This is a genomic window from Bradyrhizobium sp. Crot121, assembly GCF_059512385.1.
In genome coordinates this window covers 92,486-115,220 of sequence record NZ_JCAMOR010000011.1, presented here as the reverse complement: position 1 = coordinate 115,220, position 22,735 = coordinate 92,486, and the positions used below count along the sequence as shown (strand labels likewise).

Below are 22,735 nucleotides of genomic sequence, written 5' to 3'. Positions count from 1 at the left end.
ATATCCCTATCGCCCGCGCCATTGCGGTGCACGCTTGTTGAGAAACGCGTCCAGCCCCTCGCGAAAATCCTCGCTCACGTAACACATGACGATGAGGTCCTCGCCCTCCTCGCGCGTCAGCCGCTTCTGCAAGCGTGCAACCGCCTGCTTTGTCGCGTTGAGCGTCAGCGGTGCGTGGCCGGCAAGGAGCCGGGCGACCTCGTCGGCGCGCCCGTCGAGCGCCGCGAGATCATCGACCACCTCCGTGAGCAGGCCGATCGCCGCGGCCTCGGCGGCTTCGACCAGCCGCGCCGTGAAGATCAGATCCTTGACGCGCGCCGGTCCAACGAGAGCGGCGAGCCGGCTGACATTCGACATCGACAAGCAGTTGCCGAGCGTTCGGGCAATGGGAAAGCCGATCCGTGCGCTTCTGGTGCCGATGCGCAGATCGCAGGCCGCGGCGATGCCGGCACCGCCGCCGGTGCAGAAGCCGTTGATCGCGGCGATCGTCGGCACGCGGCACTGCTCGAGCGTGGTGAGCACGCGGTCGATGCGGTTCTCGTAATCGACTGCATCCTGCGGTGTCGTGAAGGCACGGAACTGGTTGATGTCCGTTCCCGACGCGAAGGCCTTGTCGCCAGCGCCGCGAAGCACCAGCACCTTGATTGCCTGATTGCTGTTCGCCTGCTCGCAGATTTCGGCGAGCCGCTCGTACATTTCGAAAGTGAAGGCGTTTCTGGCCTGAGGGCGATTGAACGTGACCCGTCCAATGCCGCTCGCGACCTCGAAAACGAGATCTTCCGCCACGTCCTGATCCATTTCCTCTACCCAGTCGTTTTCCTAACTTTGAATGCAAAATAGGGAATTATCAAGCTGGAACTTGGGCGATTAGGTCGATATTCTTCATTTTTGAATTCAAATCGGAGGCTCGACGAAATGCTGCATGAGGAGGTCGTTAGCCGCATTCGCGCGATCCTGCTCGACGGCGAAATTCCGCCTGGCGCCCGAATCCCCGAGCGCGATCTATGCGAACGGCTGCAGATCTCGCGCACACCGCTGCGCGAAGCCCTCAAAGTGCTGGCGGCCGAAGGCCTTGTGCAGTTGCTGCCAAACCGCGGCTCCCGCGCAGCCAGGCTTACTGACAAGGACATGCGTGACCTGTTCGAGGTCTGCCAGGGGCTCGAAGCCCTGGCCGGCGAGCTTGCATGTGAGCGCGTCACTGAGGAAGAAATCGGTGAGATCGCCGCTGCGCATGCCGCGATGGCACATCACTATCGTAACGGCGATCTGATTCAGTACTACCGCTGCAACCGAGCCATCCACGAGGCGATCGTGGCGGCGGCCGGCAATCCCGTGCTCGTCGGTCTGTACAATTCGGTCACCGCGCGTATTCGGCGCGCGCGCTATGTCACGCCGATGACGTCGGACCGTTGGGCGTTAGCGCTTCATGAGCACGAAGCGATCCTCAACGCGCTGCAGCGTCGCGACGGCGTCGGCCTCTCCCACATCTTGCGCACCCATCTCCGTCACAAGCGCGAGGAGGTTCTGCAGGCGGGGTTCGCCGAGACGGAAAGCGGCGATCCCACCATGCCGCCGGATCGAGCCCGGGTCTGAAATCGGCCAGCCTGCTCTCAGCAGGCGGCCAGTGGCTCATCCTAGCAGAGCCTTCGGAAGCTTATGCATGATTTCCATCACGCCAGGCGCTCCCTCGCCGGGCGTCAGGTGCGCCGTAGCCGCCTTGGCGGCGGCGGATGGATCCTGTTCGAGAATGGCTTGGAGGATGAGGCCATGATATTGATAAGCTTTACTGATGTAGCCCATCGCATCGAACGAATGATTGCGATAGGCGCTGGTTCGCGTACGCATGCGCAGGATCTCCTGGCGGAGATACGGATTGCGGGAGCCCGCATACAGCACCTCATGAAACGCCATGTTGGCCTGCTGCCAGCCGAGCGCGTCGTTACGTTCGACAACGCTGCGGGACGCCTTATGGGCGTCAGCCAAGGCCTCGCGCTCCTTGCTGGTCATGCGTTCGCAGGCGTAGCGGGCCGATAGCCCTTCGAGCTCCGCCAGCAACTCCCACACCGACAGGAGCTGTGCGAAATCCATCTTCGACACGATGGCGCCGCCGCGGGAGATGCTGGACACCAGCCCCTCGGCCTTGAGGCGCAGAATGGCCTCGCGCACCGGCGTACGCGACACGCCGAATTGGATCATCAGGTTTTCTTCGTCGACCGGATCCCCAGGCAGCAACTCGCGCTGGCTGATCTGCCTTTCGACAACACTGTAAATGCGGTCGCTCACCTTCATTTCGGTCACTACATGGGTCCTTGGCAACTTCGGAAGGCGATCGTCCGGGCCATGGTCGACACGTTTAGGTCCCCGACGCAAAAGGAAATAGCTTCAGTTCGAATAGCGATCGCGCTTCAGTCTGCCTCCATGCATGATCTCCACGCAAAGCGCGTTCCGTCATTGACGGGAAACCGGTACCCGGTTTCCCCCAATCCACGCAAGCCGATCAGAGCGTCAAGTTGACCGTTACGGTCTTCAACCGCGAAAAGCCCTCGAGCATCGAACCCAGCGACATCTCCTTGCCGAGCCCGCTCTGCTTGAAGCCGCCATAGGGCTGGCCCATGATCTGGCCCTTGCCCTGGTTGACCTGGACCCAGCCGGAATCGATCTCATGGGCCATCCGGATGGCGCGCGACGTGTTGCGCGAGAATACATAGCCGGCCAAGCCGTAGTGGCTGTCATTGGCCATCTTCAGCACCTCGGCCTCGTCGGTCCAGGGGATCGCCACCAGCACCGGGCCGAAGATTTCCTCCCGAGCAAGACGCCAGTTGTTCGACGTGCTGGCGAACAGCGTCGGTATGGTGAAATAGCCGGCGCTCAACGGGCCCTCCTTCGGCGGCAGGCCGCCGGCGATCAGCTTGACGTCCTTGTTCTTGATGCCGTCTTCAATGTAACCGCAGACCCGACCATATTGCTTGTTGTTGATCAGGCTCCCCATGTCGGTGGCTTCGTCGAGAGGATTACCGATCTTGTAGCTGTTCATCAGCGCGACCAGCTTGTCGAGAAACTTGTCGTAGATCGACCGGTGCAAGAACAGGCGCGATCCGGCGGTGCATGACTGGCTTTGCCGCGTGAAGCGCATCGCGGATGCGACGCCCTGAACCACCCAATCCTCGTCGGCATCTTCGCAGACGATAGCTGGGCTTTTGCCGCCAAGCTCGAGCGACACCGGCACGATGCGGTCCGCCGCGCCAGCCAGGATGCTGCGGCCGACCGCAGTTGAGCCGGTGAACGACAGCTTGCTGATGCGCGGATGAGTGGCGAGCGCTGCGCCGCATTCTGGACCAAGGCCGGTCACGATATTCAACACGCCGGGCGGCAGATGCCGGTTGCAGATCTCGGCGATGAACAAGGCGGCGAATGGCGCGTCTTCGGCCAGCTTGAGCACCAGCGTGTTGCCGGCGCACACGGCCGGTGCGATCTTGATCGACGACAATGTCGCCGGCGCGTTCCAGGGCACGATGGCGCCAACGACGCCGAGCGGCTCACGCCTCGTGTAGCTCAAGATGTCATCGCCCAGCGGCAGCGTATCGCCCTTCAGTTCGCTTGCCAGACCGCCAAAGTAGCGGAAGACCTCCACGCAGGTCAGCGCCTCCGGACGCGCCTGAGTACGCAGAGCATTGCCGGTTTCGTGGGCGATGATGCGGGCCAATTCTTCAACGCGGGCTTCAAGCTCGTCGGCGACCTTGAGCAGCGCCTTGCCGCGCAGGGACGGCGTCACCTTCTTCCAGCTCACGAAGGCCTTTTCCGCAGCGATCACCGCGCGTTCGACGTCCTGCGCTGACGCGCGCGGGGTATGGGCAATCGTCGTCTTGGTGGCGGGGCATTCGACCGCCAGCGTGCGACCATCGACGCTGCCGACCCATTCGCCATTCAACAGTTGAAGCGTCGGTCCAAGGCGCATGGAGCTGTCCGCCTCGCTCACGGATTCCTTCAGCCCTCCATCGATTTGAACTTGTACAGTCATGGTCTTTCCTTCCATCGTTGTCGCAGCCACCGGCCGAGCCGCATCTTTCATGAGTAGCCGGCGGAGCGATCAGGTGGCACGTACGCCCCGATCGGCAGCGGCTTTCACAGCCGTTTTCTCGGCGCTTTTCGCAGCAGCTCTATCGGCAACTTTCCTGGCCTCGCGCCGACTGCTGGTAATCTTCATGAGCGAGCCGACGATCCCGTTCGGCATCAGAGTCATGCACGCAATCAGGATACCACCATAGACCGCACCGGAGAACGCCTGGCCGAGATCCGAGGCGTAGGACGGCACGAACTGCAGGAACAGGCCGGCGACCAAAGCTCCCCAGATCGTTCCGAGCCCGCCCACGACGATGGCCGCCAGGAAGCTGATCGACAGCATCAGCGTGAACGAGTCCGGGCCAATGAAACCGATCGTAAAGGTCGCGAGTGCACCACCGACGCCGGCCAGCATCGAACCAACCCCGAACACGATCACCTTGAGCCTGTTGACATCGACGCCCATCGATGACGCGGCCAGTTCGCCTTCGCGGATGCCGGCCAGCGCCCGGCCATTACTGCCGCCGACGAAGTTCCTGACCAGCCAGAAGACAACGACGGTAAACGCCAGCACCATGTAATAGATCCATGCATCCTGGCCCAGGGTGAACCATGCCGGCGGCACCGGCTTGTCGACCATCAGGCCGGCCGCGCCGCCGGTATAGGCCTTGAACTGCTTGACCAGTGGGATGACGGATACGGCGAGGATCAGCGTGATCAAGGCCAGATAGAGCCCCCGCAACCGTTTGGCCGGATAACCCGCCAGCACGCCAGCGATGAATGTGACAATCGCCGCAATCAGAACCCCCAGGACATCGTTGACGCCCAGATACACGACGCTAAGCACGGCGGCATACGACCCCAAAGCAAAGAAGGCATTGTGGCCGAGCGAGACCTGCCCGACATAGCCAGTGATCAGGTTGAGGCCCAGCGCCGCCACGGCATAGGTCATCACGCCGGTCAGTTGGAATGTCTGATATTCAGGAATCACAAGCGGCATGCCGAGGAGGATCACCGCCAGTACGAAGCCGATACCGATCTTGGTGACGGCCACATCGCCGTGCCGAACCGATTGCATGGCAGGAATTCCGATGCTGCTCATACGCGCACCACCACGGTGCTGCCGAACAGACCTTCAGGCTTGATGATCAGCACAGCGACGATCAGCATCAGCGGCAGCAGGATCTGCAGATCGGAACCGAGCCAGGGAAGATAAGCCATCGATAGGGCTTGCGAGATGCCGACGATGGCACCGCCAACAACCGCGCCGCGATAGCTCGTCAATCCGCCGACCACGGCCGCAGCGAAGGCGTAGATGATGATGGCGCCCATCATGTTGGGATCGAGCGTCAGCTTCGGACCGACCAACAGGCCAGACACCGCCCCGAGCCCGGCCGCCAGTCCCCATCCGATCGCCATCATCGCCGTGAAGGGAACGCCGACCAGCATCGCGGATGTGGCATTGGAGGCCGAGGCGCGGAGTGCGGTGCCGAGCCGCGTATGCTGCAACAGCAGGAACATGCCGCTCGAGATCGCAATCAGAATTACGATCGTGCCGACCAGTTCGGCATTGAACCTGAGCGCGCCGATGGCGACGCTCTTCTCGGGGAACGGGCTCGGCAATGAGAGCTGCAGAAATCCCCAGATCGCGCCGTTGAAACTATTGAAGGCCAGGAACAGGCCGAGCGTGACGATGACGATCGTCAATTCATCCCGGTGCTGAACCGACCGGACCAGCAGCAGATAGGCCAGCACGCCAACGATCATCGATACAACGATGGCAATGAGAAACGACCACCACAACGGCACGCCCCAATCGACCATCTGCCAGGCTATGTAGGCGGAGAATGTCGCCATCTCGCCTTGGGCGAAATTGGCGATGTTCGTCGTTCGATAGATCAGCACCAGGGCAAGGCCCAGCGACGCGTAGATCGCGCCATCCCCGATGCCGTTGACGATCTGCTGAAAGAAGTACTGCATCGTCAGCTTCTCTATTCAGTTATTGGAGTAGCCTGCATGAGCAAAGACCGGTCGCGGATATTCAGTCACCAAGATAGGCAGCGCGGACGCCGTCGTTCTCGGACACATCTCGGGCCGTGCCCGACAGCACCATCGAGCCGGTCTCAAGCACGTAGGCGTCATTGGCAATCTCCAAAGCCAGATTGGCGTTCTGCTCGACGATCAGCATCGCGATGCCCTGCGATCGGTTGACGCGTTGCAACGCCTCGTAGAGGTCATCGATGATGACCGGCGCGAGCCCGAGCGACGGCTCGTCGAGCAGCATTACCCGCGGCTTGAGCATCAGCGCCCGGCCGACGGCCAGCATCTGCTGTTCGCCGCCGCTGAGGCTACCCGCCTTCTGCTTGCGGCGCTCGCGCAAGCGAGGAAACAGCGCGTACATCTGCTCGATATCCGCTGCGATCTCAGCCTTGTCGCGGCGACGGAAGGCGCCGACCGCCAGATTGTCCTCGACGGTCAGGTCGCTGAAGGTGCCGCGTCCCTGCACGCCGTGGGCGATGCCCAGGCGCGCGATCCGGTCGGGGCCCAGTCCCTTCAGGTCCTTGCCGTCCAGCAGGATCTGTCCCGTATATTTGACCATACCGCTGACGGCGCGCAGCGTCGTCGTCTTGCCTGCACCGTTGGCGCCGAGCAGCACGGCGATGCTCTTTTCGCCGACCGCGAGCGAAACGTCGTGCAGCACCGGGATGCGCCCGTAGCCGGCGCTAACGCCCTTGATTTCGAGAACGTTCACGCTGTTTCCCCAAATAGGCCTGGATGACGCGAGGGTCCGACTTCACGTCGGCCGGTTTGCCTTCGGCGATCTTGTTGCCGAAGTCCAACACGACGATGTCGTCCGAGACATTCATCACCATGCCCATGTGATGCTCGACCAACAGCAAAGTCATGCCGAATTCGTCACGCACCCGGACCAGGGTCCGCGCGAGTTCATCGACCTCCGAATGCGACAGCCCACCAGCCGGCTCGTCCAGCATCAGGAGCGAGGGACGAGACGCCAGCGCGCGGGCAAGCTCGACCCGCTTGAGCGTCGGATAAGGCAGGCTGTCGATGCGTTCATCGTGCAGGTGATCGAGTTGCAGGCGCGCCAGCAGTTCCATCGCCGCGCGGCGCTGGGCGGCTTCTTCGGACCGCCGCGACACCGGCACGAACGGCGCGCGGAACAGCGAGGTGCGACCGTGGTGATAGCCTCCGAGCATCACATTCTGCAGGACCGTCAGCGATTTCATCAGCGCCAGGTTCTGGAACGTACGAGCAATGCCGAGTTTCGCGATGTCCTTCGACCGATAGTGTGTGATGTCAGTTCCGTCGAAGGTGATCCTGCCTTCCGTCGGATTGTAGAGGCGGCTGACACAATTGAACAAACTGGTCTTGCCGGCGCCATTGGGGCCGATCAGGCCGCAGATGACGTCCCGCCTGACCTGGAACGATAGTGCATTGATCGCAACGAGGCCGCCGAACCTGAGCGACAGATTGTCCACCGCCAGCTTCGGCGGCGCCGTGGAAGCCGGCGCCGTCCGCGGGGAGAGATGAGCCGTTGAGCCGTTCATGCGATCTTCGTCCCCACGGTGAGGGCTAAGGGAAGCTGCTTCTCCAATCTCCCCGGCGTTACAGGCCGAGGGCCGCTTCAGCCTGCTTGGCGACGACCGTCATGTCCGAGCCGGGCGCCGCGCTTGCCAGCGCCTTGGCCCAGATCGCGGCCGTCGTGCGCGAGAGCTGGGCATCGGATCCCATCGCGTCGAACAGCGACATTGCCACGCGGACATCCTTCTCCATCAACGCGAGCGCGAAGCCGAACTGGAAAGTGCGGTCGATGACCGCCTTCTGCCAGACATGGGTGGTCTGGAAGCTCTGGCCGGACGACGCATCGATCACTTTGAGCATCGTCGCTGGATCAAGACCGAACTTGGCGCCGACCGCGAAGACTTCGCTGGTGGCGGCAAAGGCCGTGGCGGCGAGCAGGTTGTTCAGTGCCTTGACCGCGTGGCCCGACCCGACCTTGCCGACCAGGAAGACCTTGGCGCCCATCTTCTGCAGCACCGGCAGCGCCCGATCGAAATCAACCTGCGTACCGCCGACCATGATCGCCAGGCTTGCGGCCTCCGCGCCTTTGACACCACCGGAGACCGGCGCGTCGATGAAGCGGATTCCCTTTTTGGCAGCGATCTCCGCGTTCGCGACCGAATTGGTCGGCGCGGACGAGCTCATGTCGATCACCATGGCGCCGGCGGGCAGATAATCGAGCAGTCCCCTGCCGCCATCGGCGCCATGCAGCACCTGATCGACGATCGCGCTTGTCGGCAGCATCAGGATCACCGCATCAGCCGAGCTCATGCCGCTCACACCGTCGACGATCCGGCCACCGCTTGCCCTAGCGGCCTCAGCCGCACGGGCCGCATCGGTATCGTAGACGAGAATGTCGGCGATCCCCTTCAGATGCTTCACCATCTGACTGCCCATGGCGCCCAGCCCGATGAATCCGATGGTCTTGAATGTGTTGTTGGTCATGGACGTTGTCTCCTCGTTACGACGTGTCATTGCGACTTGGCTGGGGGTTCGTAGAGCGGCGTCTTGCCCTCGTAATTGAGGACAGGGCCGACCGGCACGAACTTCACGCCGTCGAACTGGGAGATCTGCACGGACTCGATCGGGTAGCCGTCTTCGGCACCATTGGTGTTCAGCGTGATGCCATCGAGCATCAGCGGCTCCTTCTGGTTCTTCATGCTGCGAGCTGCCTTCATGAAGGCCTCGCGGGTCGGCTGCTCCATCCGCTCGAACAGGCCCTTGGTCGCGTGGCAGGCGTACCAGCCGGCCGCCGCATTCTGGTCGGCGGGATTGAGCGAGCCGCCATATTGCTTGAGCTTGGCGACGTAGAGCTTCATGTCTTCGTCGTTGGCGTAGACCGGGTTGGTCTGATCCTTCATCCACTGGCCGCTATAGACGCCCTTGGCGGTCTCGACGCCGGCCGGCTCGAACACGCCACCGATGCTCGATCCGACACCCCAGATGATGTGCACCGGTTTCCAGTTGATTGCCGCCATCTGCTTGAGAGCCTGCACGACGAATTTTGGCGTGGTCGCATCGACGAACAGATCGGCGCCCGAAGCGGCAAGTCGGCTGATCTTCGCGTTGATCGTCGGTTCGCTATAGGTGTGTTCTTCGCGAGCGACGATGTTGAGACCAAGCTCCTTGGCCGACTTCAGGAACGCATCAGCAAAGAATGGACCGCCGCTGTCATCGTTGAGCAGCGCGATCTTGGCGTCCGGGAATTTCTGCTTGATGAACGCCGCATAGATCGCGGCTTCGGTGTTATAGGCGAGCCACGCGGCCATGGTCCAAGGGTTCTTTTCGACCTCGGACTTTGCGCCGAACATCGGGCCACCCGTTGCGATGAACATCTGCGGCACATGCTCGGCGTTATAGTACGGCCGCGATCCGAGATTGGCGCCGGTGCCGACATTGCCGACGACCGCGAACACCTTGGACTGGCTCACCAGCCGACGCGCATTCTGCACCGCACGCGCGGGCTCCATCGCATCATCCAAGATATCAAGCCGGACCTTGCGCGTCTTGCCGTCGCCGAACTTGACGCCGCCCTGCTCAGCATTGAGGTAATTGAAGCACGCTTCGGTGCCGCGGGCGATCGCGCCGTAACCCGCATTCGGGCCGGACAACGCGGCCGAAATGCCTATCACAATTTCAGTATCGGTAATGCCGTTCTCTGCGTGCGCCGGTGTGACGATGGTGGCTGTCCCCACCCCCAACGCTAACGACAACAGACAACCCCACGCATCGCGTGGCCGCGCGTGCGACATCGTCTTCCTCCCTGATCTTTTTTGGATGCTGCGCACCCTTGGCGCGAATTAAGACACGAAGTATTTTTTTGATCAAGCTATATATATTTATAAAGCGCCTAAGGATATTGCGCTGCGACGTGCCCCTCCGCGCGACAGCGCTGCCCACTGCAACAGCTATTCATTCTTGGTTGGAGCTGTCGTCGTTGTACAAGCAAAGCCGTCGATGTCGCGCGGATCGCGCCCGGCATCACTGCAGGCGGCGAGGATCGCCTTCAGCGCGAGCTTAAATTCCGCGTCCGGCGAGGCGCCGTGCCGATAATACTCGGTCTCACCGATCCCGACGACGGCAACGCGGCCCCGAGCGTACGATCGCTCCGCCCGCTCATGCCTGCTTGTCTGCCGATGCCGGCTGGCGCCGAGCGCCGAGAGCGCCCTCTTCCGCAAGGCGTGCCAGTCGCGCGTCGTCGTAGCCGAGCACCTCGCGCAGAACTTCCTCCGTGTGCTGGCCCACGGCCGGCGCAACGACGGGATCCACGACCGGGGTTTCAGAATATCGGATCGGCAGGCTCACATTCGGCACCCATCCGACCGTGGGATGCGGGATGCGTGTCACGATCGCACGCTCCCGCGCTTCCGGAGAACGAATGGCCTCGCCGACGCTGCGCACCTGCCCGCAGGGCACGCCCGCCGCCCGCATCCGCGATTGCCAATACGACCATGGCTGCTGCGCGAAAGCTTCACCAAGAATCGCGAACAATTCGTCGCGCCGGCGAATGCGTTCGGGGCCGGTCGCGTAGATTTGGGCCGTGGCCATGTCGGCGCGGCCGATCACTTGCGCCATCAGCCGCTGAAAGATCTTGTCGTTGCCGCAGTTGATATAGAAGGAGCGGTCCTGCGCCTGGAACACGCCCGACGGGCACGTATCGGGAGACGTGTTGCCATGCCGCTGTGTATCAGCGCCGCTGAACAGATGTTGCAGCGTGGCGTAACCCGTCATCAGCACCGCGGTGTCGAACAGGGACACCTCGATGGCTTGTCCGACACCGCTGCGCTGGCGCGCGACCACCGCGCCGAGGATCGCATTGGAGGCCATCATCGCCGTTGAGATATCCATGACCGGCGACAATGCGCGCACGCCTTCGCGATCGGCATAGCCGTTCATGGACACGAACCCGCTCTCGACCTGCGCGATCGGATCGAACCCGAGCCGATCGGCAAAGGCGCCGTCCCGGCCATAGGCTGACACCGAACAATAGATGACGTCACGTTTGATTCTGCGGCAATTGTCGTAGTCGAGGCCCAGTCGCTTCATCACGCCGGTCGAGAAATTCTCGACGACGACGTCCGCCGTGGCAATCAGTTCACGCACGACCTTGAGGCCTTCCGGCGACTTCAGGTCGACCGCGACGCTGCGCTTGTTGCGGTTGGTCCAGAGAAACGGAGCGCCGTGTCTGAGATCGGGATGCAAGGGCGGATAACGGCGAAGATCGTCGCCCTTCTCCGGCGCCTCGATCTTGACGACCTCCGCCCCCATGTCGGCGAGGATCATCGTGGCGAGGGGGCCGGCGATGAAGTGCGAGAAATCGATCACCCGAATTCCATCCAGCGCTTTTGGCGCATCGGAAGGGCGCGGCGCATGTTCCGGAAATTCCGCTTCGAGCTGATCCAGCATTCTTCCTCCCGTCGGTTTGTTGTTTAGATCTCCAATCACAGATCCAGCACGAGCGTCGCTGATTTCGAACCTGAGCAGCAGATCATCATTGTTTTGTTGGCCGCTCGTTCCTCCGCGCTGAGAAACTGATCGCGGTGATCGGGAATTCCCTCAATCACCCGGGTCTCGCAGGTGCCGCAGACACCTTCGGCACAGGCGTAGTTCGCTGTCATTCCTGCATCCAGGAGCGCGTTCAGGATCGTCTTGCCTGGTTCAACCGTTATCGTTCGGCCACTGCGCGCAAGCCTCACTTCAAACCCACCTTCGGTGGCCGGCTTTTCCCTTGCCTTGAAATATTCCACGTGCACGTGAGCGGCGGGCCGAGCAGTGGTCGCCGCTTCGAATGCCCCGAGCATCGACAGCGGGCCGCAGCAATACAGATGCGCTTCCGCAGGGGCGCCTTCGACGATCGCCGCAAGGTCGAGCTTGCGGCCGAGTGGCGCGTGGTCGAACGTCACGTGCAGGTTCTCTTGAACGTCCGGTCGAAGCGCATGCAGCTCGTCGAGGAACGCCGCGGCGAACCGAGTCCTGGCTGCGTAAAACAGCTCCCAGGAGCGACCCAGCATCTCGAGGCGGCGGATCATCGAAAGCAGCGGCGTGATTCCGATTCCGCCCGCGATCAGCACCGAATGCGCCGCATCCTCCTGAAGGACAAAGTTGTTCCTGGGATGCGAAATCGTCATGATATCTCCGACCCGCACCGTGTCATGGATGAGCCTGGAGCCACCCCGACCTTCAGCATCCCTGTTGATCGCGACCACATAGCGCTTCCGTTCGCTCTGGTCATTGACGAGCGAATAGCTGCGGATCATTCCGTTCAGCAGATGCAGATCGATGTGACAGCCGGCCGTGAAAGGAGCGAGATCGCCGCCTCCCGGAGCGACCAATTCGTATGAATTGATGCTCTCGGCCTCGTAGCCGATCCGTTTGACGCGGACCCGCATGGTGCTCTCAGCCATGAGCCCCGGCGCCTCCGCTTGCACGATGATTGCGCTTAATACGAGCGAACGAGCTCACAGCTTGTACCCGAAATCGGCGCCGAGCTGCGCGCGCATGAAGCGGGCGCCGACGTCGACCCACGAGTCTTCCGGCGGCAGTTGCAGCGACACGGCGCGGACCATGAACACGTCGGGGTCGGTCACGCCCTTTGGCTTGGTGCCATGATCGCGATAAGTGCCGAGCGCTTCGAGCAGGAAGCGCCGCGTCATCGCAATGCCGGTGTCGCTGGAGCAGAGGTTCTCCTTGGTACGGTCGTAGATCGGCGAAACACCGCTTTGACAAACGCCGTCTTGCACCCACAGTCCGGGCAACCCCGAGAACCAGGTGGTCTGCTGCGCCTCATAGTCGAACTGGAAGCCGTTCTGCGGATTGTATTTGGTCCAGTATCCGGCGTAGGGAACGGTCACGGGGTGCTGGACGAGTGCATGCCTGCTGGCGTGCCCGCTCTCCCGACCGTTGTGCCCCTCTGCGAATATCTGACGGGTCTTCTGCGCCAATGGCTGCGAGGGATGATACGAGAACATGATGCACAGCGTATTCTCGTCATCGATCGGCACCCAGGCGTGCCCGCTCAAATCGGGGAACGGCGACAGTGGCGGGACGAGCGTATAGAACGGCAGGAGGAACTGGTTGACGCGCCAGTACAGTGTGTTCTCGTCGTAGTTCCGCCGGGCGGCGATGCTCATCCCGAAATCCTGCTTGATGCATTCAAACGTCGGACGGAGGTCGCGCTTCTGAATCCACGCGCTCGTGGTGCCCTGGGAGTCGAGCCGGCCGTGCAGCAGCGGCGCGTGGGCGGAATCGATCTCGCCTTCGACCGCCTGCAGCCAGTTGCACTCCTGGACGCGCACGGAGACATGCACCTGGTCCGCCGGCACCAGATTCCACTCCACGTTCGGAAGCGGCGGAGGGCTCGCAGCATCCGGCCCCATGTAGGTCCAAAGCATCCCGTTGCGCTCCTGGCAGGGATAGGCCTTGATCCGGACCCGCTCTTTCAGGCGGCTGCGAACCGGCTCGGCCGGCATGTCCGTCGCCGCGCCTGTCACATCGAACTTCCAGCCATGATAGACGCATCGCAATCCGCAATCTTCGTTGCGGCCGAAGATCAGCGGTGCGCTGCGATGCGGACATGCATGATCGACCAATCCGACGCGGCCATCGGTGTCGCGGAAGGCGACCAGATCTTCGCCCAACAACCGGATGCGCTTCGGCTGTCCGTCGTTGACGAGATCGGCTGACGGCAGAAAGGGAATCCAATACAGCCGGAACAGTTCGCCAAGTGGCGTGCCCTTCCCGACCCGGACCAGTCTTTCATTGTCTTCGTGCGATAGCATGACCTTCCTCCGCTCAATTCAACAATTCGTCGCGAGGCCTCATTTGGCCGCGCGCTCGAGGAGAGCAGCGATGCGTGGTGACAAGCCCAGATCGCGGGCGGTCCAGAGCGGATCGGATGCGGCAAGCGGCTTTCGGGGAATGGGAGGCTCACTGCCCGCCTCCACCAGGCTCACGATCTGTTCGATCCGTCGTCGTTCGAGCTCTCTGAGCGTGTCTTCGACGACAAACCCTTCTGCGATGCAGCCGGGCAGTTCCGGATAAGCGAGCCGCAGAAGCCACTTGCCTGGCTCGGTTTCGACGGCTTCAGCCTCAAGGAGATACGGGATCGACAAAAACTGGCGCAGATCCAAAACCATTCTCCCTGGACGAACCTTGATCCATTCGCGTCCGTATTTGTTACGTGTACGTACTATATCGACGCTTGTGTTGCAAGGCCGACGCGGCGTCCAACTCGCGTTCAGATCCGGCTCGCTCTCGGCACCCGGCCCGAGGGTTGAGGACGGAACACCAAGCTGCTAACGGCTATGGTGACTTGGTGTCAGATGGACTACAGCGCGGGTCGACAACGGCATGTCAGCCGACAAGACAATGAAGACGGATTCAGTTGCGGAGCTCGCCCGAAACTGGCGGCTGGAAGGTGGCATCGGCTTTCTTCTTCGGCTGCTCGAAGCCCGCTACGACGTCCTCTATCAGAAAGTGACGCGCCAGAGTGACATCACCCCCCGGCAGTTCGGCGTGCTCATGGCGCTGTATCAACGCGGCCCGCTCACGCCATCGGTCCTCGCGGAGCACATCAGTTGCGACCGGAATACGCTGAGCGAGATGCTCAAGCGGATGACGGCGCGAAAGCTGATCTCGAAAAAGAGCAATGCGGAAGACCGGCGCTCCGTGCAGGTTCAGATCACCGCCAAGGGAGAGGCTGCCCTCTTCAGCGTTGTCCCGTCCGCTGCTGAACTGCAGGACCTGATGCTGGCGCCGCTGCGCAAGGAAGATCGCGCGCATTTTCTGAAATGCATGCTGGCGATCGCAAAGGCGGCGCCATCGGGCTCTTCCGGATCATCCGAGGATTGAATTCTTCCGCAGCATTGCTGGCGCGGGCGAACTATTTTCCGAACGCTCCTGCTTCCGCCAGGCTGGCGATTTCCGCGGATGACAAGCCCAGCGCCCGTGACAGCACCTCGTCGCGGTGCGCGCCGACCGCCGACACCTCGCGCCGCATGGAGCAGTCCGCTCCCGACATCTTCCAGGGTGGATTGACGCCGAAAAACTCGCCTGCGCCGTCAGCAATCGTCGCGAACGCGCCGCGCTGCGAAAGATGCGGATCCGTCAGCGCCGCGCCGGGATCGCGATATTCGGCGCAGGGAACGCCGGCGCGATCGAGCGCCGCGATACATTCTCGCACCGTGTGGCGCTCGGTCCACGTCCCGATTTGCCGCATCATTGCGCCCCAGTTTGCGCCGCGCGCCGGCACAGTGTTGAAGCGGGCATCCTCGGCCAAGGCGCGGTCCCCCGTCACCTCGCAAAGGGCGGCGAAATTGCGCGACGTCACCGGCGCGATCAGGATATCGCCATCGCTGGCGCGCACGGGACCATAGGTCGGCCGCGGCGCATGCACCGGAAACTGCGCCTCCTGGAGTTCGTAGACGAGCAGGTTCAGCATGCAATCCATCAGCGCAACATCAATACGCTGCCCCTGCCCGGTGCGCGATCGCTGCACAAGCGCGGTCTGGATCGCCGAATAGCCGAAGATGCCTCCCAGCAGGTCGGCAACGAACACGGCGCCCGCTGCGGGACGATCGCGATCGCCCGCATACCGCATCAGCGCACGGTCGAACCCGCTTTCTGCGTGAACGATCATGGCATAGGCCGCACGTTCCGCCGCCGGACCGGACTGGCCATAGCCGGAGATCGAACAATAGATCAGGCGCGGATTGATCCCGCGCAGCGCCTCATAGCCGAGTCCCAGCCGGTCCATGACACCGGGACGAAAATTCTCCACGACGATATCGGTCTGCTCTACCAGCCTGTGAACGAGGCCGATCGCTTCGCTGTTCTTTAGGTCGAGTGCCAGGCTCCGCTTTCCGGCATTGAGCTGGCCGAAATAAGCGCTGTGGCCGTCGCGGAGCGGGGCACGCAGCCGCATGTCGTCACCCTCCGGCGGCTCGATCTTGATGACCTCCGCACCGACGTCCGAGAGCAGCCGCGCACAATAGGGACCAGCCAGCATGATCGAGAAATCGAGCACCCTGACGCCTTCCAGGGGTGCGGTGGCGGTGTTGAGCTCCGGCATGCGGCCACTCCTATCTCGGCAACCCAAGCGCCCGTTGCGCGATCAGGCTGCGCTGAATTTCGTTGGTTCCAATGCTGATCACCCACATCAGCGAATGACGCAGGTTCTGTTCGAACCGTCCATTGTCGATTGCATCAGGCATCCCTTCGGAAAGCGCGGCGCGCTGGCCTAGAATGTCGAGGGCGGTTTCGCCGAAGCGCTCCATCAGCTCGCTGGAGAACACTTTGCTGATCGCGCCATATTCCGGCGGGGTGACGCCATCAGCCGCCAGTTCCGCGCAATGCATCATCAACTGACGGCCGACCTCGATTTCAGACGCGAGTACGGCCATTCTGTCGCGGACGATCGGGTCATCGGCAAGCACCGGCCGGTCGCTACCGGTCGCCATGATATGCCGGCGCAATTGTTCGAAAGCGTGGGCGACCTTAAGGACGATCCCGCCGCCGACCAGGCCGCGCTCGAAGGCGAGCGCGCCGGTCAATACCTTCCAGCCGCCATCGACCTCGCCAACGAGGTTGCCCAAGGGAATGCGGACGTTGTCGTAGAAGATATTGGCAAAGGAGCCGTCATACATCGTCGTCGCCGGCTGGATGGAGATGCCCGGCGTGTTCATCGGCACGATGAACATGCTGATGCCGGCATGCGGCGGCTTGGCGTCCCTGTCGGTGCGCGCGGCCAGGAACATGTATTTGCCCCACCACGTCGTCGTCCAGATCTTCTGGCCGTTGATGATCCACTGATCGCCATCGCGCTCGGCGCTGGTGCGCAGCGCGGCGAGATCGGAGCCTGCCTGGGGTTCACTGTAGCCCATGCCGTGCATGGCCTCGCCGCGGAGAATCTCCGGCAGATATTTTTGCTGCTGCTCCGGCGTGCCGAACATCATCAGCGCGTTGGCCTGGATCGCGGCGCCAATGCGCGGCGCTTCGCTCCGCTCCATCGTTTCGATGAAGGCGATCTGCTCCAGCGGCGAGCGCCCCTGCCCGCCGAATTTGCTCGGCCATCCCAACCCGATCCAGCCCGTCTTCCCAATCTCGAGCGCGAACTCGGTATCGAACTCACGCTTGGCAAACGGCTGCGCGTCGAAGGCGGCCTTGCGCTCGCCCGACCAATTCTCCTCCAACCATTGCCGGATCTCCTCGCGCAGCGCATTGCCGGCCGGGCCAAGATCGTATTGCGGCAGTTCCGCACCGCCATCATCCAGCAGGAAGGAGGCTATGCCGAGCCTTGCATGCGCTGCGCCGCCGAGCGCGATCGTGTCGAGATGAACCCGCTTGAAGTGCAGCGGCGCCTCGTGCTCCTCGGCATAGCCGATGGCGCCGAACGTATGCTGGGTCTCGAGCGAAACACGCCGCAGCGCCTCGGCGGAAAAGGAGGCGGCGCAATCGGCGAAATACGGCCAATGACGATCGCCACGATCATGCAGTTCCCCTGCATGGTCGAGGATCAGGCGTACGCCTTCGAGCAGGATCAAGCAATTGGCCAGCTTGTGCTGGATCGCCTGGAACTTTCCGATCGGCTGCCCGAATTGCCGGCGTTCCCTGGCATAGTCGACCGCCAGTTCGAACCCGCGCCGCGAGGCGCCGTGCGCCCGCGCCATCAGCGCCAGCTTGGCCTTGCGCAATAGGTCATGGACGGCAAGGAATTCGACTTCGATGATTTCAGCCGGCGCAGCGTTCAGCCGAACCTGGTGAAGGCCCCAGGCGCCCACCGCGCGGGTTGGTTCAACGCCGACAGCCGGGCCATCCATCGCAACAAGCGCAAGCGCCGATGAACTGATCGGCACAAGCAGATGCGTACAGCTTCCCGCCGCCTCGACAAACCGCAGCAGTCCGCTTGCCCTCATGTTCGTGACCTCGATGGCTCCAGCCGCGCGCTCCGGATCAAATGCCCCAAACGAGATCGCGATGCGCGCGCTGCCCGCATGCAGGCGCCCTAGCAAATCGACCGAAGCCTCGGACCTTGCTCCCGCGAGCGCGAAATTGGCGAGAGCTGCCGACCACATCGGCGCCGGGCATGCGGCGCGGCCCAGCTCCGCCATCACCACCAGGACCTCGCGCAGCCCTCCCATGTCGGGATCGCTGCCAAGCGACGCAACGCCCTGACCCACGAGCTTGCTCCAGACGGCGGCGATCTCCTCCGGGCACGGGCCGTGCTTCATGGCGTCGGCGCACCAATGCTGGCCGAGAAATCCGCGCAGGGAATCCCGGAGCATCTCCCTCGTGTCTTCAGTCGCGAGCTCGGTCGCGCGCATGACTGGGCTAAGCCTGGCCGAATTTCGGCTTGCGCTTCTCCTTGAAGGACGCGGTCGCCTCCTTGTGGTCGGCCGTCTCGAACGTCACCTGCTCCAAGGCCATAGAGGCTTCGAGCAGCATGTTGACGCGATCCTTGACAATTTGGTTGATCGACAGCTTGGTCCAACGAATGGCCCAGGTGGGGCCGTTCGCAAGCTCCACGGCGATATCGCGGGCCCTGGCCAGCACCTCCGCGCGCGGCGCCACATGGTTGACCAGCCCGATCCGCTCGGCCTCCTTGCCGCTTAGGAGCGTGCCGCGGATCAGGAATTCCTTGGCCTTGTTGATCCCAACGAGCAGCGGCCAGATCACGGTGCCTCCGTCGCCCGCGACCAGGCCGACCCGCGAGACATGCGTGTCGCCGATCCGCGCGTCTTCGGCCATCACCGTTATGTCGCACAGCAACGCGTGGGTCGCCGCAAGGCCGATCGCATCGCCGTTGATGGCGGCGATGATCGGCTTGTCGAGCTCGAGCTGGCGGGTGACCCCGCGCCGGCTGATCATGGGATCATGGACCTCGCCCTCCTCGAGGACGTCGCCGCCCGGCCGTTCCGACATCGCCTTCACGTCGCCACCGACGCTGAAGAAATCGCCGGCACCGGTCAGCACCACGACATTGACGGCGTGATCATCGGCGAGGTCATCCCAGATCGTCCGCAGTTCGCGGATCAGCTTCTGATTGATCGCGTTGCGCGCCTGCGGGCGGTTCAAGGTCACGGTCGCCACCTTGTCCGCAACCTCGATCTTCAGGCACTCGTAATTGGCGTATCTGGACACATTTTCCTCCGTTTATATTCTTGTTCAGGCGAGGCTGGTCGTCACATGCCGCCGCTCAACGGCGGAAACCGGGCTGGACCTCCGCCAAGGCAACATGAAGTGACATGGCGCCGGGATCCTGCTCCAGCATCCGCTGCACAGATTCGAGATGCGTGCGCATCAGGCGCGTGGCGGACGAGACATTGCGCTCGCGCAGCGCGGCCAGAAACTGCCGGCGTTTCTCGGCGAGCCGGGCCATCGCGACGCCGCTCGATGCCACCTTGGCATAGACGAAGCGCATGTGGATCTCCGTGACCGAATCCATGATCATGGCGATCACCTTGTTTCCAGTCGCCGCGGCCAGCAGCTTGTAGAACTCCCGCGAGCACTCGACCCGGTCGAGCAGCCGGCCTTCGCGCGTGGCAAGTTCGGTGCGCGCGACATTCGCCTCAAGCGCGTCGAGATCGGCCGCCCGCACATTCGCACACGCCAGCCGTACGACGAGATCAAGTACATGGACACGCGCTTCCGACAATTCGCGCACTGAAATCGTGCCAAGGCTCAGCATGTCTCGCATGACGTCGTTCATGCGACTGGTATCGCCCTCGCGGATGAAGGCCCCTCCCTTGACGCCCTTCTGCAGCCGCAGCACGCCCGCCATCTCGAGGCTTCGCAGCGCCTCGCGCAGGACATTGCGGCTGACGCCGAGTTGCTGGGCCAGGTCGCGTTCGGCCGGAAGCTTGTCCCCGGGCTTCAGCACGCCAAGCGCCAATTGCTCACGAATACGCTCACATATTTCCTCGAATGCGCGGCGGGTATGGATCGGCCGGAATTGCGGTGCAGCCGGTGCCCCGGCTGCACGGTGATCGGGGGCCCGTTCCCGCCGGTTGAGCGAGGCCAACCGCGGCCGGGTGGAGCTACGAGGGCTTGACTTGGTGTTCATCGGATGAATTATTAAATGGATCACCCATTCAATGGAAGTCCCTTTTTTGGGCTCCTTACAAAAAACCAGGCGGAAACCCCATGAGCTTCACCGAGGAGCAGACCGCGTTTCGCGACAACATCCGAAGAATGGTCGCCCGGCATGTGGCGCCGATCGCCGCCGAGATCGACGAGACTGATCGTTTCCCACTCGAGATCGTGAAGCTGTTCGGCGAGATGGGGCTGATGCAGCTTTGGGTGCCGGAACAATATGGCGGCCCGAACGGCAATCTGACGATGGCCTGCATCGCGCGCGAGGAGATCTCGAAGGTCTCGCCCGCCTGCGCCTCGATCGCAGCCCTCAACACCATGTTCATCATGCCGCTGCTTCACTTCGGCTCAGAGGAACAGCGCAAGAAATACCTGCCGATCATCGCCAAGGGCGGCGTCGTGACGGCGATCGCGATCTCCGAGCCACAGGCCGGCTCGGACGTCTCAGCGCTCAACACCCGCGCCAGGAAAGATGGCGACTGCTACGTCCTCAACGGCCGCAAGCAATGGTGCAGCTATGGCGTCGTCGCCGACTATATTGTGGTGATGGCGCGGACGAGCGACAGTGCCGGTGCGGACGGTATCAGCGTCTTCATCGTCGAACCGAAGCAGATGCCGGGCATCTCGTTCGGGCGACACGAACGAAAGCTGGGCTTTCACGGCGCTCCGAATACGCCGATCTTCTTCGACAATGCGCGAGTTCCGGCCGAGAACCTCGTCGGCGAGGAAGGCAAAGGCTTTCGCGCATCAATGCGCGCGCTCGATCTCAACCGGCCGACCATCGGCGCCCAATCGGTGGGATTGGCGCAGGGCGCGCTCGACGCCTGCATCGCCTATGCGAAGGAACGCAAGCAGTTCAAGCGATCGATCTCGGAATTCCAGGGCGTGCAGTTCATGCTTGCGGACATGGCCATGCAGATCGAGGCCGCGCGCGCACTCGTCTACGAATGCGCGCGGGCCGGCGATGAAGGCGACTGGAAGCGATTGAACCTGCTCGCCAGCATGGCGAAATGCATCGGCAGCGACACGGCCATGAAGGTCACCACCGATGCCGTCCAGATCTTCGGCGGCTACGGCTACACCATGGATTATCCGGTCGAACGCATGATGCGCGACGCCAAGCTGACCCAGATCTTTGAAGGCACCAACCAGATCCAGCGCGTGGTGATCGCCCGCGAGTTGCTGCGATAACAACAATGAACAATCAAATACAACATGGAGGAAACGATCTTGACCTGGACCATCCACCGGATTTGGCCCGCCGTCGCCATATCCGCGCTTCTCGCCGCATCACCTGCTTACGCACAACACGCCTATAGCCCGGGAGCCAGCGACACCGAGATCAAGCTTGGCCAATCGACCCCGCTCAGCGGTCCCGCCTCCGCCTTCGGTGCCGGCGCAGGACGGGCCGTCGTCGGCTATTTCGAAATGCTGAACGCACAAGGCGGGATCAACGGACGCAAGATCAGCTTCACGCAACTGGACAACGCCTACAGTGCGCCCAAGGCGGTCGAGCAGTCGCGCAAGCTCATCGAGGACGTCGGCGTGCTCGCTGAGGTCGGCACCATCGGAACGGCGCCGAATGTCGCGATTCAGAAATATCTGAACTCCAAACAGGTGCCGCAGCTTTTCATCACCGCCGGCGGACGCCGCTTCAACGATCCCAAGGCTTTTCCGTGGACCGTGCCGCTCTACCCTGATTTCGAGACGGAAGGCCGCGTTGTCGCCAAGTATATCGCGAAGGCAAAACCCGACGCCAAGATCGGCGTCTTGTACCAGAACGACGATTACGGAAAGGACTACCTCAAAGGCTTGCGGGCCGGGCTTGGCGAAAAGGCGGCGCAGATCGCCACGGCGGTTTCGTACGAACTCGCCGATCCGACGATCGATTCGCAAATCGTTCAGTTGAAAGCCGCCGGCATCGACACGCTGATTGAACAATCGTCCTCGAAGGCGGCCGCGCAATCGATCCGGAAGGTCTACGAGCTCAAGTGGCGCCCGCTCCACGTAATCGGCGGCTCGACGGCATCCGTGGAGACCATCCTGAAGCCGGCGGGCCTCGAGGCATCGAAAGGTCTGGTCACGACACAGTTCCTCAAACAACCCGGCGACCCGGCATGGGTCGATGACGAAGAGGTGAAGGCCTACAAGAGCTTCCTGAAGAAATATGCGCCATCAGCCAATCCGGACGACTATTCCGTCCTGGTCGCCTACATGAACGTCCACGCCGTGACGCTCGCCCTGAAGAAATGCGGCGATCAGTTGACGCGGGACAACCTCATTCGCCAGGCGACATCGCTCCATGGCGAACGGCTGCCGATGATGCTACCGGGTATCTCGATCAGCATGCATCCCGACGACTACACGCCGTTCAAGACGCTTCGGATCGCGATTTTCGACGGAGAGAGCTGGACACTGGCAGGCGATCCGCTGTCCGCCGAGTGATCCATCCGGGCGTTCGCAGCGTTGCTCGCGAATGCAGTTTCTCCATCAGAAAAGGCGAGCGCGG

Annotated in this window: 21 protein-coding genes; 4 read left to right on the top strand and 17 right to left on the bottom strand. The window is 62.4% G+C overall.

All coding sequences use genetic code 11. The features are described from left to right. Nucleotides 1-6 precede the first annotated feature (6 nt). A complete protein-coding gene (locus AC5ZGW_RS13290; protein ID WP_130222435.1) occupies nucleotides 7-798 on the bottom strand; it encodes an enoyl-CoA hydratase/isomerase family protein in 792 nt (263 codons plus the stop codon). A 117-nt stretch (nucleotides 799-915) separates the two neighbouring features. Here AC5ZGW_RS13290 and AC5ZGW_RS13285 point away from each other — a divergent pair, with 117 nt between their 5' ends. After that, the gene (locus AC5ZGW_RS13285; RefSeq protein ID WP_028163133.1) at nucleotides 916-1,593 is read left to right on the top strand and encodes a GntR family transcriptional regulator; all 678 of its coding nucleotides are present in this window, start codon (nucleotides 916-918) and stop codon (nucleotides 1,591-1,593) included. 36 nt (nucleotides 1,594-1,629) lie between these two features. On the opposite strand, the gene AC5ZGW_RS13280 is transcribed toward AC5ZGW_RS13285, so the two are convergent. The 12 genes from AC5ZGW_RS13280 to AC5ZGW_RS13225 all read right to left on the bottom strand — a co-directional run bounded on the left by AC5ZGW_RS13280 (nucleotide 1,630) and on the right by AC5ZGW_RS13225 (nucleotide 14,267). Then, nucleotides 1,630-2,289, bottom strand: coding sequence for a GntR family transcriptional regulator (locus AC5ZGW_RS13280; RefSeq protein WP_028163132.1), 660 nt, complete (start codon nucleotides 2,287-2,289; stop codon nucleotides 1,630-1,632). Nucleotides 2,290-2,497: 208 nt separating this feature from the next. Next, nucleotides 2,498-4,018, bottom strand: coding sequence for an aldehyde dehydrogenase family protein (locus AC5ZGW_RS13275; RefSeq protein ID WP_463326725.1), 1,521 nt, complete (start codon nucleotides 4,016-4,018; stop codon nucleotides 2,498-2,500). A gap of 69 nt (nucleotides 4,019-4,087) precedes the next feature. Further along, nucleotides 4,088-5,113, bottom strand: a complete 1,026-nt coding sequence (locus AC5ZGW_RS13270; protein WP_165435013.1) for a branched-chain amino acid ABC transporter permease — start codon at nucleotides 5,111-5,113, stop codon at nucleotides 4,088-4,090. Between the two features lie 44 nt (nucleotides 5,114-5,157). Beyond that, nucleotides 5,158-6,039 (bottom strand): branched-chain amino acid ABC transporter permease, encoded by an 882-nt coding sequence (locus AC5ZGW_RS13265; RefSeq protein ID WP_130222431.1) that lies wholly within the window; start codon nucleotides 6,037-6,039, stop codon nucleotides 5,158-5,160. 61 nt (nucleotides 6,040-6,100) lie between these two features. Next, nucleotides 6,101-6,811, bottom strand: a complete 711-nt coding sequence (locus tag AC5ZGW_RS13260; protein WP_130222429.1) for an ABC transporter ATP-binding protein — start codon at nucleotides 6,809-6,811, stop codon at nucleotides 6,101-6,103. Continuing rightward, a complete protein-coding gene (locus tag AC5ZGW_RS13255; protein ID WP_130222427.1) occupies nucleotides 6,783-7,625 on the bottom strand; it encodes an ABC transporter ATP-binding protein in 843 nt (280 codons plus the stop codon). Before AC5ZGW_RS13255 ends, AC5ZGW_RS13260 begins: the two co-directional genes overlap by 29 nt. 58 nt (nucleotides 7,626-7,683) lie before the next feature. Further along, on the bottom strand, nucleotides 7,684-8,583 hold the full coding sequence (locus AC5ZGW_RS13250; RefSeq protein WP_165435012.1) for an NAD(P)-dependent oxidoreductase: 900 nt from the start codon (nucleotides 8,581-8,583) through the stop codon (nucleotides 7,684-7,686). A 26-nt stretch (nucleotides 8,584-8,609) separates the two neighbouring features. Further along, nucleotides 8,610-9,890 carry an ABC transporter substrate-binding protein gene (locus AC5ZGW_RS13245; protein ID WP_130222423.1) on the bottom strand — a complete coding sequence of 427 codons (1,281 nt, stop codon included), beginning with the start codon at nucleotides 9,888-9,890 and terminating at the stop codon, nucleotides 8,610-8,612. Nucleotides 9,891-10,254: 364 nt separating this feature from the next. Beyond that, on the bottom strand, nucleotides 10,255-11,544 hold the full coding sequence (locus AC5ZGW_RS13240) for a CaiB/BaiF CoA transferase family protein (protein ID WP_130222421.1): 1,290 nt from the start codon (nucleotides 11,542-11,544) through the stop codon (nucleotides 10,255-10,257). Between the two features lie 35 nt (nucleotides 11,545-11,579). Next, the gene (locus tag AC5ZGW_RS13235; protein WP_463326726.1) at nucleotides 11,580-12,395 is read right to left on the bottom strand and encodes a PDR/VanB family oxidoreductase; all 816 of its coding nucleotides are present in this window, start codon (nucleotides 12,393-12,395) and stop codon (nucleotides 11,580-11,582) included. Between the two features lie 201 nt (nucleotides 12,396-12,596). Next, the gene (locus AC5ZGW_RS13230; protein ID WP_130222419.1) at nucleotides 12,597-13,916 is read right to left on the bottom strand and encodes a Rieske 2Fe-2S domain-containing protein; all 1,320 of its coding nucleotides are present in this window, start codon (nucleotides 13,914-13,916) and stop codon (nucleotides 12,597-12,599) included. Nucleotides 13,917-13,955: 39 nt separating this feature from the next. Beyond that, nucleotides 13,956-14,267 carry a hypothetical protein gene (locus AC5ZGW_RS13225; protein ID WP_130222417.1) on the bottom strand — a complete coding sequence of 104 codons (312 nt, stop codon included), beginning with the start codon at nucleotides 14,265-14,267 and terminating at the stop codon, nucleotides 13,956-13,958. A 238-nt stretch (nucleotides 14,268-14,505) separates the two neighbouring features. Between AC5ZGW_RS13225 and AC5ZGW_RS13220 the strand changes: the two genes are divergently transcribed. Next, nucleotides 14,506-14,988: a MarR family winged helix-turn-helix transcriptional regulator gene (locus tag AC5ZGW_RS13220; RefSeq protein ID WP_245474471.1), complete on the top strand. Its 483-nt coding sequence runs from the start codon at nucleotides 14,506-14,508 to the stop codon at nucleotides 14,986-14,988. A 31-nt stretch (nucleotides 14,989-15,019) separates the two neighbouring features. On the opposite strand, the gene AC5ZGW_RS13215 is transcribed toward AC5ZGW_RS13220, so the two are convergent. From AC5ZGW_RS13215 to AC5ZGW_RS13200, 4 genes are read right to left on the bottom strand one after another with little or no spacing between them, the layout of a single operon-like run. Then, nucleotides 15,020-16,207 (bottom strand): CaiB/BaiF CoA transferase family protein, encoded by a 1,188-nt coding sequence (locus AC5ZGW_RS13215; RefSeq protein ID WP_130222413.1) that lies wholly within the window; start codon nucleotides 16,205-16,207, stop codon nucleotides 15,020-15,022. 10 nt (nucleotides 16,208-16,217) lie between these two features. After that, nucleotides 16,218-18,419 (bottom strand): acyl-CoA dehydrogenase family protein, encoded by a 2,202-nt coding sequence (locus tag AC5ZGW_RS13210; protein ID WP_245474470.1) that lies wholly within the window; start codon nucleotides 18,417-18,419, stop codon nucleotides 16,218-16,220. A 46-nt stretch (nucleotides 18,420-18,465) separates the two neighbouring features. Further along, nucleotides 18,466-19,275: an enoyl-CoA hydratase/isomerase family protein gene (locus AC5ZGW_RS13205; RefSeq protein ID WP_130222409.1), complete on the bottom strand. Its 810-nt coding sequence runs from the start codon at nucleotides 19,273-19,275 to the stop codon at nucleotides 18,466-18,468. A gap of 55 nt (nucleotides 19,276-19,330) precedes the next feature. Then, nucleotides 19,331-20,197: a FadR/GntR family transcriptional regulator gene (locus AC5ZGW_RS13200; RefSeq protein WP_130222407.1), complete on the bottom strand. Its 867-nt coding sequence runs from the start codon at nucleotides 20,195-20,197 to the stop codon at nucleotides 19,331-19,333. Between the two features lie 80 nt (nucleotides 20,198-20,277). Between AC5ZGW_RS13200 and AC5ZGW_RS13195 the strand changes: the two genes are divergently transcribed. Then, a complete protein-coding gene (locus AC5ZGW_RS13195) occupies nucleotides 20,278-21,417 on the top strand; it encodes an acyl-CoA dehydrogenase family protein (RefSeq protein ID WP_130222405.1) in 1,140 nt (379 codons plus the stop codon). A 24-nt stretch (nucleotides 21,418-21,441) separates the two neighbouring features. Further along, on the top strand, nucleotides 21,442-22,671 hold the full coding sequence (locus AC5ZGW_RS13190; protein ID WP_130222403.1) for an ABC transporter substrate-binding protein: 1,230 nt from the start codon (nucleotides 21,442-21,444) through the stop codon (nucleotides 22,669-22,671). The last annotated feature ends 64 nt before the right edge of the window (nucleotides 22,672-22,735 follow it).

Coding starts and splice junctions, on each gene's coding strand:
- AC5ZGW_RS13215 (WP_130222413.1), bottom strand. CDS start 16,207: ATGCCGGAGCTCAACACCGCCACCGCACCCCTGGAAGGCGTCAGGGTG.
- AC5ZGW_RS13220 (WP_245474471.1), top strand. CDS start 14,506: ATGAAGACGGATTCAGTTGCGGAGCTCGCCCGAAACTGGCGGCTGGAA.
- AC5ZGW_RS13200 (WP_130222407.1), bottom strand. CDS start 20,197: ATGAACACCAAGTCAAGCCCTCGTAGCTCCACCCGGCCGCGGTTGGCC.
- AC5ZGW_RS13240 (WP_130222421.1), bottom strand. CDS start 11,544: ATGCTGGATCAGCTCGAAGCGGAATTTCCGGAACATGCGCCGCGCCCT.
- AC5ZGW_RS13280 (WP_028163132.1), bottom strand. CDS start 2,289: ATGAAGGTGAGCGACCGCATTTACAGTGTTGTCGAAAGGCAGATCAGC.
- AC5ZGW_RS13250 (WP_165435012.1), bottom strand. CDS start 8,583: ATGACCAACAACACATTCAAGACCATCGGATTCATCGGGCTGGGCGCC.
- AC5ZGW_RS13210 (WP_245474470.1), bottom strand. CDS start 18,419: ATGCTCCGGGATTCCCTGCGCGGATTTCTCGGCCAGCATTGGTGCGCC.
- AC5ZGW_RS13195 (WP_130222405.1), top strand. CDS start 20,278: ATGAGCTTCACCGAGGAGCAGACCGCGTTTCGCGACAACATCCGAAGA.
- AC5ZGW_RS13285 (WP_028163133.1), top strand. CDS start 916: ATGCTGCATGAGGAGGTCGTTAGCCGCATTCGCGCGATCCTGCTCGAC.
- AC5ZGW_RS13230 (WP_130222419.1), bottom strand. CDS start 13,916: ATGCTATCGCACGAAGACAATGAAAGACTGGTCCGGGTCGGGAAGGGC.
- AC5ZGW_RS13245 (WP_130222423.1), bottom strand. CDS start 9,890: ATGTCGCACGCGCGGCCACGCGATGCGTGGGGTTGTCTGTTGTCGTTA.
- AC5ZGW_RS13190 (WP_130222403.1), top strand. CDS start 21,442: ATGGAGGAAACGATCTTGACCTGGACCATCCACCGGATTTGGCCCGCC.
- AC5ZGW_RS13265 (WP_130222431.1), bottom strand. CDS start 6,039: ATGCAGTACTTCTTTCAGCAGATCGTCAACGGCATCGGGGATGGCGCG.
- AC5ZGW_RS13255 (WP_130222427.1), bottom strand. CDS start 7,625: ATGAACGGCTCAACGGCTCATCTCTCCCCGCGGACGGCGCCGGCTTCC.
- AC5ZGW_RS13235 (WP_463326726.1), bottom strand. CDS start 12,395: ATGATCCGCAGCTATTCGCTCGTCAATGACCAGAGCGAACGGAAGCGC.
- AC5ZGW_RS13275 (WP_463326725.1), bottom strand. CDS start 4,018: ATGACTGTACAAGTTCAAATCGATGGAGGGCTGAAGGAATCCGTGAGC.
- AC5ZGW_RS13290 (WP_130222435.1), bottom strand. CDS start 798: ATGGATCAGGACGTGGCGGAAGATCTCGTTTTCGAGGTCGCGAGCGGC.